This is a genomic window from Nocardia nepalensis (genome assembly GCF_048910785.1).
Classification (GTDB): domain Bacteria; phylum Actinomycetota; class Actinomycetes; order Mycobacteriales; family Mycobacteriaceae; genus Nocardia; species Nocardia nepalensis.
In genome coordinates, this window is record NZ_JBKBET010000040.1 from 320188 (window position 1) to 336467 (window position 16280).

11 protein-coding genes are annotated in these 16280 nt (G+C 64.1%); 9 read left to right on the forward strand and 2 right to left on the reverse strand.

The features are described from left to right. The first annotated feature begins 98 nt into the window (after nt 1-98). The 8 genes from ACHQ4I_RS38900 to ACHQ4I_RS38935 all read left to right on the forward strand — a co-directional run bounded on the left by ACHQ4I_RS38900 (nt 99) and on the right by ACHQ4I_RS38935 (nt 8995). Nucleotides 99-1268, forward strand: a complete 1170-nt coding sequence (locus ACHQ4I_RS38900) for a DUF7373 family lipoprotein (protein WP_420776921.1) — start codon at nt 99-101, stop codon at nt 1266-1268. 8 nt (nt 1269-1276) lie between these two features. Further along, nucleotides 1277-2479 carry a DUF7373 family lipoprotein gene (locus ACHQ4I_RS38905; protein WP_420776922.1) on the forward strand — a complete coding sequence of 401 codons (1203 nt, stop codon included), beginning with the start codon at nt 1277-1279 and terminating at the stop codon, nt 2477-2479. Nucleotides 2480-2573: 94 nt separating this feature from the next. Continuing rightward, complete coding sequence (locus ACHQ4I_RS38910) at nt 2574-3779, forward strand: DUF7373 family lipoprotein (protein WP_420776923.1); 1206 nt, start codon at nt 2574-2576, stop codon at nt 3777-3779. Between the two features lie 7 nt (nt 3780-3786). Then, a complete protein-coding gene (locus ACHQ4I_RS38915) occupies nt 3787-4971 on the forward strand; it encodes a DUF7373 family lipoprotein (RefSeq protein ID WP_420776924.1) in 1185 nt (394 codons plus the stop codon). A 76-nt stretch (nt 4972-5047) separates the two neighbouring features. Further along, complete coding sequence (locus ACHQ4I_RS38920) at nt 5048-6262, forward strand: DUF7373 family lipoprotein (RefSeq protein ID WP_420776925.1); 1215 nt, start codon at nt 5048-5050, stop codon at nt 6260-6262. An 88-nt stretch (nt 6263-6350) separates the two neighbouring features. After that, nucleotides 6351-7970: a serine/threonine-protein kinase gene (locus ACHQ4I_RS38925; protein WP_420776926.1), complete on the forward strand. Its 1620-nt coding sequence runs from the start codon at nt 6351-6353 to the stop codon at nt 7968-7970. A gap of 359 nt (nt 7971-8329) precedes the next feature. Beyond that, nucleotides 8330-8665 carry a WXG100 family type VII secretion target gene (locus ACHQ4I_RS38930; protein ID WP_420776927.1) on the forward strand — a complete coding sequence of 112 codons (336 nt, stop codon included), beginning with the start codon at nt 8330-8332 and terminating at the stop codon, nt 8663-8665. 33 nt (nt 8666-8698) lie between these two features. Further along, nucleotides 8699-8995 carry a WXG100 family type VII secretion target gene (locus ACHQ4I_RS38935; RefSeq protein WP_420776928.1) on the forward strand — a complete coding sequence of 99 codons (297 nt, stop codon included), beginning with the start codon at nt 8699-8701 and terminating at the stop codon, nt 8993-8995. 117 nt (nt 8996-9112) lie between these two features. On the opposite strand, the gene ACHQ4I_RS38940 is transcribed toward ACHQ4I_RS38935, so the two are convergent. Then, nucleotides 9113-10426 (reverse strand): type VII secretion-associated protein, encoded by a 1314-nt coding sequence (locus ACHQ4I_RS38940; protein WP_420776929.1) that lies wholly within the window; start codon nt 10424-10426, stop codon nt 9113-9115. A gap of 140 nt (nt 10427-10566) precedes the next feature. Beyond that, nucleotides 10567-14610 carry a type VII secretion protein EccCa gene (gene eccCa / locus ACHQ4I_RS38945; protein WP_420776930.1) on the reverse strand — a complete coding sequence of 1348 codons (4044 nt, stop codon included), beginning with the start codon at nt 14608-14610 and terminating at the stop codon, nt 10567-10569. Between the two features lie 174 nt (nt 14611-14784). Here eccCa and eccD point away from each other — a divergent pair, with 174 nt between their 5' ends. Next, nucleotides 14785-16251, forward strand: coding sequence for a type VII secretion integral membrane protein EccD (gene eccD / locus ACHQ4I_RS38950; RefSeq protein WP_420776931.1), 1467 nt, complete (start codon nt 14785-14787; stop codon nt 16249-16251). Nucleotides 16252-16280 lie beyond the last annotated feature (29 nt).

Genomic DNA, 16280 nt, shown 5'->3' on the forward strand with positions numbered 1-16280 from the left:
TAGGATCCGCCCGGAGGAACGCGAACGGACGGGTGGGACGCGTGAGAGCCGACGGGAAATCGAAACTTCGAACAGCATCGATCGCCACGACATTGGCGATGCTCGTTGGGGGCTGCGCCACCGAGGTTTCCGGTCACGCCGGACCCGGCATGACCACGGTGGATCCGAAGAGTCTCAATATCGGGCCGTATCCGTCCGCGCCGCAGGACTACACCATCGACGGCTTCGAAAAGGACGATGTCTTCCGCATCGAATCCCGGCGCATGCTGAGTTATTTGGTGCTGCCCTACGACGTCGACAGCGACGTCGGCCATCTCGTCGACACCCGTCTGGTCGAGGCGACCACCTCGATCTTCGACGACGGGTTGATCGGCGTGCTGCCCGGGCAGTACCTGCCGGTCGTCGAGCGCAACCATTTGATCGCCGGGGTGTACACCCAGCGGTCCAACGACAGTCTGCGCAGCATCAAGAATCTGGCCATCTCGATACTTCGCTTCCCGTCGGATGCCGCGGCACGAACGGCGGCAATGGAACTCGATCAGACAACCGATCAGTTCAAGCCGGGGCGGCACCCGGTATCGATCGACGGCTATCCAGATATCCGGGCCTCGTCGGACAACGATAAGAAGGGCTACGTCTTCCTCGCGCACGGTCCGTTCGTTCTGCTCAGCATGGTCACCATGCCGGAATCGGACCCGAAAGCACTTGGGACGCAATTCAAGAAGATGCTGGACCTGCAGCTCCCCAAGCTGGACAGCCTGGTTCCGACACCGGTGGACGACATCCTCGACCTGCCGCTGAACCCCGACGGGATCATGCGGCGCACGCTGCCGCCGACGCAGGAGACGCGGGAGTACGCGCGGGACAAATACGTCGGCGTCTATGAGGGCATCGGGCAGCTGCACTTCGAGCGCAACGGCCCCGATCTGAAGCGGACGCTGCAGGAAGCCGGTACCGACCTCGTCGCACAGAATCAGTCGATTCTCTATCGCACCCGTGACCTCGCGGCCGCGTTCCGGCTGCAGAACGCGTTGGCGAAGCTGGGCAAGGATGACGAGACGATCAGCAGCCCAACGGGTCTCGCGGACGCGCGCTGCCTGAAGCTGGACGAATCGGAACCGATCTTTCACAGCCGATATCTGTGCATCCTCGTGCACGAACGCTACGTCGCGGTGCTCGGTTCCGGCGGGCAGGGCATCGGGCAATTCGACCCGGCGCTGTACCAGGCAACCGCCGCACAGTATTCGATCCTGGCCGAGACCCAGTGAGCGCACCGATGAACCTTCGATACCGAAACGGCTTGTTCTGCCTCGGAATAGTCGCCGCACTCGCGATGACCGCGGCCTGCGGCGGATCCGACGACCCCGCCCCCACGGTGGATGTGTCGAAGCTGGAGGCCGGAAACTACCCGACCACGCCGCGCGATATCGATAAGCAGCGGAGCACCGAAACCGGTGCGGTACAGGAGTCCATCCGGCTGGCCGAATTCGTGCCGCTGATGATGGACCTGGACAATCGCCTGATCTACAACCACCGCCCCTTCTACTTACATCCGTTCACTCCGCAGAATCCGCCGCGAAACGGCTGGCTCGGCGGATCCGTCGACAACTTCTCCCAGGCGGCACCCGGCCTGGTCGCGGGTTGGACCACGTCCGGACATCGGCGGAAGGACAATTCGCTCGGGCTGAATATCGACCTCACGCTCCTGCGGTTCTCGAACCACGCGCAGGCGAAGACCGCCATGGACGTGTTCTCCAACGAGAAGAACGACAAATACTCCAGAAAAGGGCAATTGGCGATTCCCGGCTACCCGAACGCCAAATCCGCACTGAGCCAATACGATGCCGTCCAAACCTGGCTCGCACAGGACGACTACCTGCTCTACACCTACGTCGGCAACGGTCTCGCGACCCCACCGGATCCGGCCCCGCTGATCGACTTCACCAAGAAGCTCTTCGACAAACAATTCGAACTGCTGAAGGGCTACACCCCGACACCCTCCGACAAGGTCGCACAGGAACCCGCCGACATCGACGGCCTCGTCTCCCGCACCCTGCCGAACCAACCGTCGGCGGGGTACGCCGACATCACCGGCGCCTACACCCCACACGCCGCCCTGCACCTCGAGGAACGTCCCGACATCACCAAGCGCGCATTCGACGACGCCGAGGTCGACCTGATCGCCCACAGCGACTCCTCGATCTACCGCACCGCCGACCCCGCCGCCGCAAGCAGACTCACCGCCAGCTTCCTCGACCAACTCACCGGCCTCTTCGAAACCGCCGACAGCCCACCCGGCCTACCCACCGCCAAATGCTCGAAGAAGCTCGACAACGACGCGACCAAGTCCCGCAGCCTCGTCGAATTCATCTGCTACCTCCCGTATGACCGCTACGTAGCCACCATCACCGCCAACCAGCGCCAAGACCTCGACCAGAAGCTCGCGGCACAGTACAAGCTGCTGGCCTACGGCAGTTAGCCTTCGACCGGCAAACTTGCCCCCGGTGCTGACGGCTTGCGTCGAGTAGGATCCCGCGGGAAGTATGCGAATGGGGAGAGGGAACGGGGGAAGTATGAGGTTCAGAGGCGGATTCGTGGCGCTGCTCGCCACGATGAGCGTGGCGAGCGCGAGTTGTGCTGGGAGTGTGACGGGGCATCCGGGTCCGGGCCTGACGCCTGTGAATCTGGCGACTTTGAAGACCGGGGTATACCCGACCGAACCGACCGAATACGCCCCGGACGTCAGCAGCGCCAGTGATATCCGCGCGCTCGAGGCCCAACGGATGCTCAACTATCTTGTCCATCCGTTCGAGATCGATGGCGATATCACCGATGTCGGCAATCTGAAGTTCATGTATGACGCCGATTCAATGGTCGGCCAGAGCTACATCCCGGAGAAGTACCGTCCCGTCGCGGTCGATAACAACCTCATTGCGGGTGTGTACATTTCGGCGATCAACTCCGATCTCCGAAGCCGGAAGAAGCTGATCGTTTCGGTGCTCCGTTTCCCCACCGACGCGGCGGCTCGACAGGCCGCCGACCAGTTCGATCAGATCACCAATAGCCAACCGGATCGCCATCCCGTTCCGATCGCCGGACACGCAGATGCCCGCGCGTCCTCGGCCGACGATCTGGCCGCCGTCTCGTTCCTGCCCCACGGTCCGTATGTGATTCTGACGAATGCCGGTGTGCCGCAACCGAATCAAGGAACGCTATCCACGGTGCTCGGCAAGACCATCGATCGGCAGATCGAGCAGTTGGACAAACAGCAGCCGACGCCGCTCGATGATGTGCTGGATGTTCCGCTCGACCCGGACGGCATCATGCGACTGGCGATCCCGAAGGCGCCGGATTTCACCGATCCGTTCTACACCGACGACGATTTCGGCGCGTTGCAGCCGGCGGGCGAGTTGCATTTCGAGCGGAATCCGAGCGAGGTCGCGAAGGCGTTCCAAGAAAGCGGAGTCGACTTGGTCGGACGCCGGGGTGGAATCGTCTACCGCGCACGCGATCTGGCCGCCGCATTCCACCTCCAATCGGTGCTGACCAAGACCGGAAAGAACGATGAGGTGCTCGATCCGCCACCCGGCCTTTCCGATGTCCAGTGCATCAAGCTCGACAGCACCGATGACCTCAGGAAGTTCGACCAATTGTGCGCAGTGGTTTACGGACGGTATGTCGCAGTTGTGGTCTCGAAGGCGCCGCTGTCGGCACGTGTCGACAAGTCGCTGTACATACGCGCCGCGGCGCAGTATGCGGTGCTGGCGAAGGGAGCGTGAGCCGACTATGCGAACTCGCTACCTGTGCATAGTGCTCGCCGCAACCATCGGCGCATTGGCCGCGTGCGGCAGCGATGATCACGACGCAAACCCCTCCATCGATGTCGCCACCCTCGATGCCGGCAATTACTCGACTGTGCCACGGGACCTCGAAGCATCTCGGACGAATCTGTCCGGACCGAGGCTCGAAGCCGCCCGACTCGGCAATGTGCTGCCGCTTGCCGCGGACGTCGACGGAAGACTGGCGTTCAAGCCGACCATTTACTGGGAACGACGTTTGACTCCTGCCGATCCGGCAGAGCTGCCCTCGGTGGACAAGAAGGACTTCAACGACCTGACCCCCGGACTTGTCGCGGGCTGGTACACCCGCGGGCAGCGTCGCGATTCCTGGGGTCTCGGTAGCGCTTTGGGTATGTACGCGCTGCGCTTCCAGGACACCGCACAGGCCACCGCGGCAGCCACCCGAATCGCCGACCGACAGCAAGAGAAGGTGCCCGGCGAACCCATCGCGATTCCCGGTTTCCCTGCGGCCCGGGCCAAGTGGGCATCGAGCAGGCGGTATCTCGACGCGCAACTGATCCAGGACTCGATCTTGTTACTCGTTCGCATCGAGGACCCGGTGACCGAACCCGCCGACACCGCAAAGCTCACCGACTTGGCACAGCGGGCCTTCAGTAAGCAGATCGAAGGGCTGAAGGGCTACACCCCGACGCCGATCGACCAACTCCAGTCGCTCCCCCTCGACGTCGACGGCCTACTCAGCAGGACATTGCTGATGGAGAACCCGGACCGCAATGACGGTGATCTGTCGATGGCGCTGTCGAAGCACGCCGCGTTGCACACCGAGTACTACCCGAATCTCGCCAAAGCCGCATTCGAGGACGCCGGTGTCGATCTGGTCACCTTCTCCGACGACCGGGTGTATCGCACCCGCGATAGCAACAGCGCGGAGCGCTTGATCGCGGCCTTCATCGATCAGGAATCCAAGGCATACAAGGCAATCGATCCGCCCCCGCACATGCCCGGCGTGAAATGCTTCGACATCAAAGACCCGAAGGGGAATACCGGCCGCTATCCGCCGGTCTGCTACCTCGCATACGACCGCTACGTGGCGCGGATCGAGAACAAGAATGTGCAGCAGCTCTATCAGGAAGCTGCCGCGCAATACAAGCTGCTGGCGCACGGACGATAGCTAGAGGGTCGGACATGGGTGCAGTACGATCCGCCGCGAGAACCACGCGAACAAAGGGGAGGATATGAAGCTCGCGGTGAAATCTGCGCCTGGTCGAATTGCATGGGTGCTGCTCAGCGCCGCAGCGCTGACGATCGGCGGTTCCGCCTGCGGCACAGAGGTGTCCGGAACACCGGTTCGCGTCGAGTCCGACCTGTCGAAGCTCGATGTCGGCAACTACCAGGCAAAACCGCGCGTGATCGGTAATGCCAAGAGCGACAAGCAAGCTCGCGCGCGCGAGGCGCAGCGGCTGGCGGATTTCGTGGCATTGCCCTACGAGGCCGACCCCACCTACGTCGAGGACGCGTGGACGCTGCGCTCGCATATCGTGCTCAACCGAAAGACTTTGGGAAATCTCGTCATCAACGACACGTTCGATGATGTGGCCAAGGACCTGACCGCAGGTTGGGTGAACGCCTGGTCGACCGGCGGCGGGCAGGAAGACAAGCGGCGGACCATGAATATCGCGGTTCTGTTGTTTCCCGACGCCCAGACCGCAAAAACCGTGGGCCCGACGCTAGAGCACGACGACTTCACCTACAACCGAGACAATCAGCCGGTTCCGATCACCAAGCATCCGAACACAACCGCGCACTGGCGACCGGATATCTCCTCGATCGGCTCGTGGACGGTGCACGACCGGTATGTCATCTTCATCAAGGTCGTCGACGACACTTCGGCGCCCGATCTTCCTGCGTTGACCTCACAGGTAGAGCGGATGCTCGACGCGCAGATCCCCTTGCTCGACAAATTCCACCCGACACCGGCGGGCGAACTCCAGCACATTCCGTTGGATCCTCCTGGGCTCCTGGGGCGGACCCTGCCGAGCAATCCCGAGTCGCCGCTGCGAGGCGAGCCGGACGGCCTCTATGAGGGCCGGGGAGCAGTAAGCCTATTGAAGGCAGCGCCGACTTCGATGACAACACTCGAGAAGGGTGGGGTCGATCTGGTCTCGTTCGGCGACGCGGTGGTATTTCAGAGTAGGTCCGGCAAGGACGCGGACGTCCTGTGGCAGGAGTGGCAGCCGTCCAAGCATCTGGATCCGAACGAGAAAATAGTGAACGCCCCGTCCGGACTGGGTGACCGCATCGAGTGCTACGCGGATACGGCCGGGTCCGGCGAGAATCAGACCGTAGTCATGAATATCTGCGTCTTTCAGGTCGACCGATACGTGGTGCAGGCCTTCGCGAAGCAACTCCAGGACCTCCATCAGAAGGTCTCCGCGCAGTACGCACTACTCACGAGCAGATGAGATGTGAGTCGAATACCCAGTGGCGACTTGCTAGATTTTCCCCGGAGGCTCGCATGTCCGGGCGTTCGACATCGTTGAGGAGGACCGAATGGCGTTGCGGCCCGGCGCAATCGTTGGCGGCTACCGGGTGCTGCAGATTCTCGGCAGCGGCGGCATGGGCACTGTGTACCTGGCGCAGAATCCCATCCTTCCCCGCCGTGACGCCCTGAAGGTCCTCAGCGCCGATCTGTCCACCGACGACGAATTCCGTGCGCGGTTCGAGCGCGAGGCGAATCTCGCTGCCGGACTCGATCATCCGAATATCGTCGCGGTCTACAACCGTGGCGAGGAGGCCGGTCAGCTCTGGATTGCCATGCAGTACGTCGATGGCGTCGATGCCGCAGACGAGGCCAAGAAGGGCCCGACGGTGATGACCCCGCAACGAGCGCTGCGGATCGTCTCCGAGGTCGGCAAGGGCCTCGATTACGCCCATCGGCGCGGGCTGCTGCACCGCGATGTGAAGCCAGCCAACTTCTTGCTCTCCGCTGCCGAAGAGGGTGACGAGGAGCGCGTACTGCTGACCGACTTCGGCGTCGCGAAGTCCGCCGAGGACGGCCAAGACCTCACGGCGACCGGCAATTTCATGGCCACGGTCGCCTATGCACCGCCTGAGCAACTGGTCGGCACCAGCCTGGACAACCGTGCCGACATCTATAGCCTCGGCTGCTCGTTCTTCAAGCTGTTGACCGGGCAGAACCCGTATCCGTCGACCATGCCTGCCGTGGTCATGATGGGGCACCTGCATGAGCCACCGCCGAAGCTGAGCGCGGTCCGGCCCGGTCTGCCCGCCGCACTCGACGCGGTGATCGAGAAGGTGATGGCCAAGGACCCGGCACAGCGCTACAGCACCTGCCGCGAGTTCACCCAGGCGGCAGAGGCCGCACTGTACGGGACCCAGTTCCGGGCTCCCGACACCGGGTATGTGACCGACGCTCGCATGCCCATCTCCGGGTACAGCACAAATCCCAGCACCCCAATCCCCACGCATGGCACGGATCCCCGCACGCCGGTCGCCGCATACAACGCGCATCCGAACACCGGATACTCACAGGGGTACGGGGAAAACACTGATCAGAGCCTGGTGGCAACCATGCGAAATGGCGGCGCGGAGAAACGATCCGGCGCCCGCAGGTTTCTCATTCCCGCGATCATCGCCCTGGTGGTCGCCACCGCTGTCGCCGCAGGCACATTTTTCCTCACCAATCGGGATAGCGGCAGCGGCGCCGGCGACAATCGGGACAAACTGGCCGACGTACGCAGCAGCCATCCGCAATTCGACGGTAAGACCGTCACCGCGTTCAACTTCGGCAATGCGACCCTCTCGGTCGCACTGAATCCCAGCGCCCAGTCAAAGTTCCTGCAGGACATCGGGTTCAGGTACAGCACGAAATACAAGGCCGTCGGGGAGGAGAAGTCCCCACGGCCGCTCTCGGTCAATACCTACTCGACCGACATCGATACCGAGGTCGTCATCATCCTGCGGTCCGACAGCGAGGCAGGCAACGGCGGCCTGCGTGGATTGCCGTACGGCATCTTGAACAGCTCCGCCAAGCTGGTGGTCGTCGATGACCCGGCGACCGTCCAAGCCTTCCAGGTCTGGACAGACCAGTCCACGAATGTGTTGATCGACAAGATGGTCCCAACCATCGCCAAGGTCGTCACGAAGTAGCCCAGTTCGTCTCGCCCACTTCCGATCCGCTGGTAGACGCGACGCAGCGCGGTTCGGTAGGGTGTTCGCAGCCAGCCCACTCGCCAGTTCAGGTGGTAGCGAGCAAAGGGGGAAGGAGGGGACCGCTGGCACAGCGACCGACGCGGCGGCACCGCGGTACGAGACGTCCGGGGGGATCTCATCCAGGCTTCCGTCCACGGTGTAGCCATTCGAGACCGCGCTGGCGACGAGACGCTATGAAGCCCACCAGGTTTTCCCGAACTGGATGGAACCGAACGAGCCCATGACGCGTCCAACCATATGAACAGGTCAGCTGGCACCTGCAACGTTGACCATCAGTAGAAACAGGAGGAGCCGCAATGGCTACAGCAGGGCATCTTGAAGCTAGTCCCGAGTTGATCGCCCAGAAGGCGAAGGAGTTCAAGGAGCAGCACAACAGCCTGATGCAGGCCATTCGTACGCTGAAGGCCGATGAGGACAATGTTACGAATGGTGCCAACTGGCAGGGTCAGGCCCGCGACGCCTTCAACTCGTTCATGGAGCGCTACTACTACCAGGCCGACAAGCTCAACGACAAGCTGATGGAGACCTCGGAGAAGCTGATCAAGGCCGGGTCCTCGTTCGAGAGCCAAGACACCGACTTCGCCCAGCAGGTTCAGGCCCAGGTTTCCAGCCTCGACCTGCCCGCGGTTTAGACCCAGATACGCGCAACTTAAGGAGCCTGAACAATGGCTGGATCGCAGAATATCTCCGCTAACTTCGAAGGTGTAGCGGATGGAGCCCGGCAGATCATCAAGCGTGCCGAAGGCATTCGCGATGAGCTCGAGGCCTTCCACAAGAAGGTCGAGGAGTTCGTCGCCACCAGTTGGAAGGGTGCGACGAACGACTCGTTCGCCGAATTCCAGCGTAGTTGGAATCAGCACGTCACCCAGCTGAACACGACGCTGCACGGCGCGGCTCAGCTTGTCGACAAGGGCAACTCCGAGCTTCAGGGCACGGATACCGCTCTCGCCGGGCTCTTCTGAGAGACCTCAGACCATTCGTGCCCCCGGCAGCTTGTCGGGGGCACGAATGTTTGTGCGGGACAACCGAACAGGTAACGCGTCGCGCGAAACGGCTCGATGTCTTACTGAGAGAACGGTTTACGGCGCGACCTGGATGGACCCCGCGAAGTGTTCGCAGGTCTGGGCGATCGACTGCCAGTCTCCGATGTACTGGCACCCGGTGCTGATCTGAAGTCCGTGCTCCACCAGCACGTGCCAGCGCACGGTTGAACCGTCGCCGGGCTGCTCGGTGTATGCCAGTCCGGACTTTCCGCCGAATACTACGTCGCGCTTCAGATCGCTCAGTGTGCCGTTCGGCCGCTGCTTGATCTGTGTCTCGAGATTCGCGGCGACCTGCTCGTAGCCGGTACCCGATGCGACGGATGTCTGAATCACCGTGATGCGCATCCGGCTTCCATCCTCGGGAACCAGATCAACCCTCGGCTTGTTCGGATCGGGCGTCTGCGAAAAGCGCCATCCGGCTGGTATCTGAAAGCGCAGGCGCCCAACACTTTCCAATGTGCTCTTGGGCGCTGCCGTCACCGACGGCTGCGCATCGGGCGACTTCGGGGCGCTGGTCAGCCGCGTGGATGTGCTCGCGGGCGAAGCGTTGGGGCTGTCATCTGAGCCGCCGAAAGCGAATACTGCCCCGACGACTGCTGCCGCGACTACTGCGACCGCGGCGACAGCACCGAACACATACGCCTTGGTATTGCGGCCGGGCGGCTGCATGGCCGCGGCCCGCTGCCGCAGCGGCTGCATCCATTCCGTCGTCGGCAATGGCGTGATCTCTGGTTGGTATTCCGGCTCCGGTCGCGGTCCACGTACCAGATCAGCTCCGGCGATCGCACGCAGTTCTACGCTCGGTCCGCAGAACTGCTGCACCACCGACCTGATGAGGTCTAGTTTCGTCGGATCCGAAACACCCACCGCCTGAACCATATCGGCGGGCTGACCAGCGAGCAGACGCTCGAAAAGTGCGGACAGCTCGTCGAACCCGTCAGTTTCCTGCTCGATATCGGATATCGCGAGATTCGGTTCATATTCACATGATTCGATATGAATGCCCTGCTGGCTCCGCACGACGGCGGTCGCGGTAGTCGAGAGCGGCCCGAACTCCAACACGACCGTGCGCCTGCTGCGCGCGGCGCCCGCATCCGCGACTACGGCACGTATTGCCATGTCCTCGAACACGATATCGGTGGCGAAGCGACGCACGGCATCGTCGATGACCGCGCGTCGTCGCCCGCCCCATTCGGTCGGGCACACGACGGTGACCTGTTCGCACGGAATCGCGACACCGAGGTTCCGTAGCACCGTGTCGATCACCGCGGTCATCGCCTCGCCGATGGCCGGAACACGCGGCAGCAAGGCAATCCGGTCCGCGCCGACGTACTGGACCGCGGAACTCACCTGCGTCGGTGGTGTAAGGGGCTCGCCGACAACAAGATTCCCGTTGCTGCCAAGTACTACCGAAGGCGGCGCATCCCAATGCGTGGCCGGGCCACGCGCCCAGATGCGGGTATCCGTAACAACCAGATCGACGCTTGGCATCACTCCGCCGGAGGCATCCACGCCAGTTGGATAAGCCCTTCGGTGTTGCGAGTGACATAGGTGCCACGCCCGGGCGGCTTCGGGCCTGGACGGGTACTACCCATCAACACACCTTCATCCTTATTGCAGCTCATGATCAAACCTGCCGACCCGAGGTCCTTCATGCGCGCGAGCGTCGCCTCGTACATCGCGCGGCTCGCACCGCCGGACCGTCGAGCGATGATCACGTGGAAGCCCAGATCCCGAGCGTGTGGCAGGTGGTCGACCAGAGCCGACACCGGATTGCCCGAAGACGACGCGACCAAGTCGTAGTCGTCGACGATGACATACAGCTCCGGGCCGCGCCACCATGAGCGGTCCCGCAATTGCTGCGGAGTCACGTCCGAGCCCGGCGTCCGCTGGGTGACATAAGCCGCAAGATCGTTCATGTTCTGGGTGAACTGCGGTGCGGTCGAACCATATCCGGCGAGGTATCCGTCGGGCACCAGTCCCAGCATCGAGCGCCGGTAGTCACCAAGGATGAAGCGAGCTTCGTTCGGAGAATTCGAGGCCGCGATGCCCTCGATGATCGAACGCAGCAGCGTGGTCTTACCGCTCTCGGTGTCGCCGATGACGATGAAGTGCGGACTCTCGTTGAAGTCGAGGTACACGGGAGCCAGCTCGGCTTCGTTGATACCGAGCGGAATTCGCATGCATTTGGTACCGGGCGTGACCTGCGAAGGCCAATTTCCGGCCAGTTGCAGCAGCTGCTCGCGCGGCAGCATCTCGGGCAGCATCCTGGCCGCGGGCGCGGGGCGGCCCGGTGTCAGGCGGGCAATGGTCGAGACCGCGTCCGCGACGGCTTGGCCGAGGTTTTCCTGGGCGGAGCTGCCGTCGATGCGTGGGAGGCCGGTGAGCATGTGCAGGCATTCCGGCGTCATGCCGCGGCCCGGGCGACCCTGGGGTACCAGGGCGGCGAACTTGCGGCCGAGGTCGGAGTCCATCGGGTCGCCGAGGCGCAGCTCGATGCGGGTACCGATCTGGTCCTTGAGGGCCGGTCGCGCCTCGGCCCACCGGTTGAGCGCGATGACGACGTGCACGCCGTAGGAAAGGCCTTGCACCGCAAGGTTCATGATCGGTTGCTCGAGCGGGTCGAAGTCCTGGCGGATCGAGCTGAAACCGTCGATCACGAGGAACACATCACCGAACGGATCCTCGTGCGCCCCAGCGGCGCCGGGGCTGCTGGCCGGGTCCATGGCGCGCAGGCGGCGGAATTCGGTCATCGACTCGATGCCCAGCTGACGGAATCGTGCCTCGCGCTGACGGACGACGGTGGTCATTTCGGCGATGGTGCGACGGACCTTGTCCTCGTCCAGTCGGCTGGCCACCGAACCCACGTGCGGCAGGCCTTCGAGGCTGGACAGGGTGCCACCACCGAAGTCGAGGCAGTAGAACTGCACCTGTTCGGCGGTGTGGGTGAGCGACAGCGCCATGATCATGGTGCGCAGCGCGGTCGATTTGCCGGACTGCGGGCCGCCGACGATCGCGACGTTGCCGCGCGAGCCGGACAGGTCCACGACGAAGGGGTCGCGCCGCTGGTCGTACGGGCGGTCGACGATTCCCATCGGCGCGCGCAATGTCGCCACCGCGGAGTATTCGCCGGTGAGCACGCTGCGCGGGATGAGCTGGTCGAGGGTGGGGGCCTCGTCCAGGGGCGGGAGCCAGATCTCGTGGGCCGGGCGGCCGTGGCCGCGGATGCGGGAGGCCAGCATGTTGAGGTTGGAGATCTGTTCGCCGTCTTCGGATTGCGGTTCGGGATCGTGCGTCGGTTCCGATGGCAGCGGGACCCGGTCGATGGCGCGGAAGTCGACGTGAGTGGCGGTGAAAGGCCGTGCCTTGACGTCGATTTCGCCGCCCGCGACTCCGGCCTGGGTTACCTCGCGCTGCGAGCCGCCGCCGACATAGGGACCGGAGACATAGGCGGCCTGGAAGCGCTGGATCTCGCCGGAGTCGGATTTGAGGTAACCGCCGCCGGGGATGCCGGGCAGGTTGTAGGCGTCGGGGACACCGAGGACCTGGCGGGATTCGTTGGCGGAGAAGGTCTTCAGGCCGATGCGGTAGGAGAGGTGGCTCTCCAGGCCCTTCAGCTTGCCTTCTTCGAGGCGCTGCGAGGCGAGCAGCAGGTGCACGTGCAGCGAGCGGCCGAGGCGGCCGATCATTACGAACAGTTCGGCGAAATCCGGATGCTGGGTGAGCAATTCGGAGAACTCGTCGAGCACCACGAACAGCGCGGGCAGCGGGTCCAGGTCGGCGCCTGCGGCACGGGCCTTCTCGTATTCGGAGACGTTGGCGAAGTTGCCCGCCTGGCGCAGCACTTCCTGGCGGCGGTTCATTTCACCGGCCAGCGCGTCGCGCATACGGTCGACGAGGTCGGCTTCCTCTTCGAGGTTGGTGATGACGGCCGCGACGTGCGGCACGCCATCCAGACCGAGGAAGGTCGCACCACCCTTGAAGTCGACGAGCACCAGGTTCAGCTGATCCGGAGAGTGCGTGGCCAAGAGGCTGAGCACCAGCGTCCGCAGGAACTCGGACTTACCGGAACCGGTTGCGCCGATGCACAATCCGTGCGGGCCCATGCCGCTCTCGGCGGCTTCCTTGATGTCGAGTTCGATGGGCGCGCCGTCGGCGCCGACGCCGAAGGGGACGCGCAGCCGCTCGCGGCCGTAACGCGGACGCCAGGCGTGTTCGGGGTTGAACGCGCCGATGTCGCCGAGCTTCATCAGCTGGGTCCAGGTCGAGATCACTTCGGCGTCATCGTGTTCGACGTCGCTGCTGCGCTGGGTCGCCGCACGGTACGGGGCCAGGCGGCGCGCGACCTGCTGGGCCTGCTGCGGGCTGATCCGGTCGATGAGTGCGAAACGCTCCTGGTTTCCGGTGGCGCCACGGCCGACGCATTCACCGTTCTCGACAACCATCTTGATGCCACGCGAGACGGCCAAACGCGGTGCGTAACCGCACAAGTCGATAATGGTGACGCCCTCGTAGCCGGATTCACGAAGTTGGTCTTCTTCGGCCTCCAGCAGGCCGCCATCGACGACAATGACGATATGCACCAGGTTGGCGTTGGCGGGCTGGTTACGCGAGTAGCGAACGCGGTTGGCCAGCAACGGATGCAGGCCGGCGGTGGCCTCCCGGATCGAGCCGTAGAACATGCGCTGGGTGCCGATGCCGTCCTGCGCGTCCGGATGCTGGGTGTGCGGCAGCCACTTGGTCCACTCCCATTCGCGGGCGGTGTCCGGGCCGCAGACGATGGCGATGAGCACCTGGTCCGGCGCCTGGAACATGCACAGCTGCAACAGCATTGCGCGGGTCATATCGCGGGCCTCGACGCGATCGCCGTCGAGTGCGATGGTCGCGAAGCCCTTGACCGCGATCGCGGTCGGCAGATCGGGAACCGTCGAATGCGCGCGCACGAAGCGGCGCAGCGAAACCGCCGCGATCGGCTCCAATTCCTCGACCGGGCCGGTCTCCGGCGCGACCAGACGGGTGGCCAGCCGCTGCCCGCCGATGCCGATGCGGGCGTGGCAGAAATCCTTGTCGCCGGCGCGACGTTCCCACATGCGGGAAGTTCCGGCCAGCATCCAGATCAGGGCCGGCTCCGGATGACTCCATTCGACGGAAGCGCGCTGCTGCGTGGCGGTCTGGTCGACATCCTTGCGGACCTGATCGAGATAGCGCAGGTAGTCCTTGCGGTCCTCGTTCGCCTCGGCCGCCTTCTGCCCCTTGCCGCCGCCCTGACCGGTGAACATGCCGACCATGGAGACGACCATCATCATCGGGAACATCATGCTCATCGGGTTCGACGTGATGCTGCTGCTGCCCTGGGTGAACAGCAGCGCCATCATGCCGACCATGCCGACGACCATCACGACCGGCATCAGCTTCGATACCAGGCTGCCCGGTGTCACCCTTGGGATTTCGGGCGGCGGCTGCAGTGTGACCTCGCCCCCGGGCGAGCGCGGCATCTCGCGACGCGCACGCCGCTGGAACCGGACGGTACTCATCGAACGAGATCCCCCTCTTCGCAAGCTGCACTTTTTCGGCCTCAGTGTAGAGGGCACAGCTGACATGTCGTACAGTTCGACCAGCATTCTGCTGCCCGAACGGTGGGTTCGCAAGCTCGGCCCCCTAGCTCCCGGGACGTGGAAATACGAGGTAGAGACCGAGTTGGGGGAAGCTTGACGCACGCGCGACTTGACCACATCGACGAAGAATCCTCGCGCGGGATCGTCCGTGCGCCCGACCTTGCCAGGGTCACGATTCTCGCGAAGCACACCCAGGTGGACATGGCGATTCCGGTCGATGTGCCGGTCGCGCTGGTGATCCCGAGTGTCGTCGATATGGTCGCTCAACACAGCCGTACCAACGACTTCGACAATGAGGGCGAGCGTTTCGAGCCCGCGGAATGGGTGCTGGCCCGGATCGGCCATCCCCCGTTCTCCAATTCGCTGAGTCTCGGCGAGCACGGCGTGCGCGACGGCGAGCTGCTGATGCTGGAGAGCGCCTCGCACACCGCGCCGACGCCGCTGTTCGACGACATCATGTACAACGTCGCGATCGCCGACGCCGACCATTACCGCAGCTGGACACCGAAAGTCGCGCGGATCACCGGTTCGGTGCTCGCCGCGCTCACCATGATCGTCGGCTGCCTCGGCCTGCTGCTGTCCAAGAACGCGCTGCCGGGCTGGGTGAGCGGTTCTCTCGCGCTGACCGTGGGAATTCTGCTCGTGATCGCGGGCATGGTGCTGAGCCGGATGTACGGCGATACCTCGACCGCGCTGGTGCTGGGCGGCTGTGCGCTGCCCGCCGCGTTCACCGCCGGAATGCTGTTCGTGCCAGACGATTACGGCTGGGCGCATCTGCTGCTCGGTTCGGTATTGCTCGGTGCGACAGCGATTCTCGCGTGGCGCGTCACCGGGGTCGGGCTGGCACTGTTCATCGGCGCGGCCACGCTGGCGGTGTATGCCGTTCCGTCCGGGCTGGTCGGCGTGCTCACCGATCAAGAGGAGAAGGCCATCGGCGCGGTCGTCGCGGCGCTCGGACTCGCGGGTCTTTCGCTCGCGCCACGGGTTTCGATGCTGCTGGCGAGCCTGCCGCTGCCGCCGGTGCCCTCCCCCGGCACCCCGATCGACCCGACCGAGGACGATCCGGACGATCACCGGGCGCTGCCGACCATGGATGCGCTGCGGGTGAAGTCGGAGCGGGCCCGGATGTACCTGGCCGGATTGGTTTCGGCGACAACGCTGGTCTCGGTGGCCGGTGCGTTGGCGGCCACCGATCCCGGTGCGGGGGATCCGTACTGGCCGGGTATCGCGCTGGCGCTGGTGACCGCGGTGGTGCTGATGTTCCGCAGCCGCACCTACGCCGGCGCGGAACAGGCCGTCGTGCTGATCGCGGGCGGCGCGGCGATCGTGCTGATCATGATGGTCGGCGTGGCCATCGGCATGGAGCAGCCGCTGGCCGTCTTCGGGGCGGCGATGGTCGTGCTGGTCGCCGCGCTGATTCTCGGCATCATCATTCCGAACCAGTCCGCCACACCGCCGATGCGCCGCGGCGTCGAACTGCTGGAGTACGCGTTCGTGGCCGCCGTGCTGCCGCTGGTGTTCTGGGTGGCCTCGCTCTACTCGCTCGTTCGCGGGCTGTGAGTAGGCATTTGCGCGTCGCGGCCGCGGTC

Bases quoted from the DNA above. Each gene is read 5' to 3' on its own strand.
- ACHQ4I_RS38915 (WP_420776924.1), top strand. From the start codon at position 3,787: ATGCGAACTCGCTACCTGTGCATAGTGCTCGCCGCAACCATCGGCGCA.
- ACHQ4I_RS38905 (WP_420776922.1), top strand. From the start codon at position 1,277: ATGAACCTTCGATACCGAAACGGCTTGTTCTGCCTCGGAATAGTCGCC.
- ACHQ4I_RS38925 (WP_420776926.1), top strand. From the start codon at position 6,351: ATGGCGTTGCGGCCCGGCGCAATCGTTGGCGGCTACCGGGTGCTGCAG.
- eccCa (WP_420776930.1), bottom strand. From the start codon at position 14,610: ATGAGTACCGTCCGGTTCCAGCGGCGTGCGCGTCGCGAGATGCCGCGC.
- ACHQ4I_RS38935 (WP_420776928.1), top strand. From the start codon at position 8,699: ATGGCTGGATCGCAGAATATCTCCGCTAACTTCGAAGGTGTAGCGGAT.
- ACHQ4I_RS38910 (WP_420776923.1), top strand. From the start codon at position 2,574: ATGAGGTTCAGAGGCGGATTCGTGGCGCTGCTCGCCACGATGAGCGTG.
- ACHQ4I_RS38930 (WP_420776927.1), top strand. From the start codon at position 8,330: ATGGCTACAGCAGGGCATCTTGAAGCTAGTCCCGAGTTGATCGCCCAG.
- ACHQ4I_RS38900 (WP_420776921.1), top strand. From the start codon at position 99: ATGCTCGTTGGGGGCTGCGCCACCGAGGTTTCCGGTCACGCCGGACCC.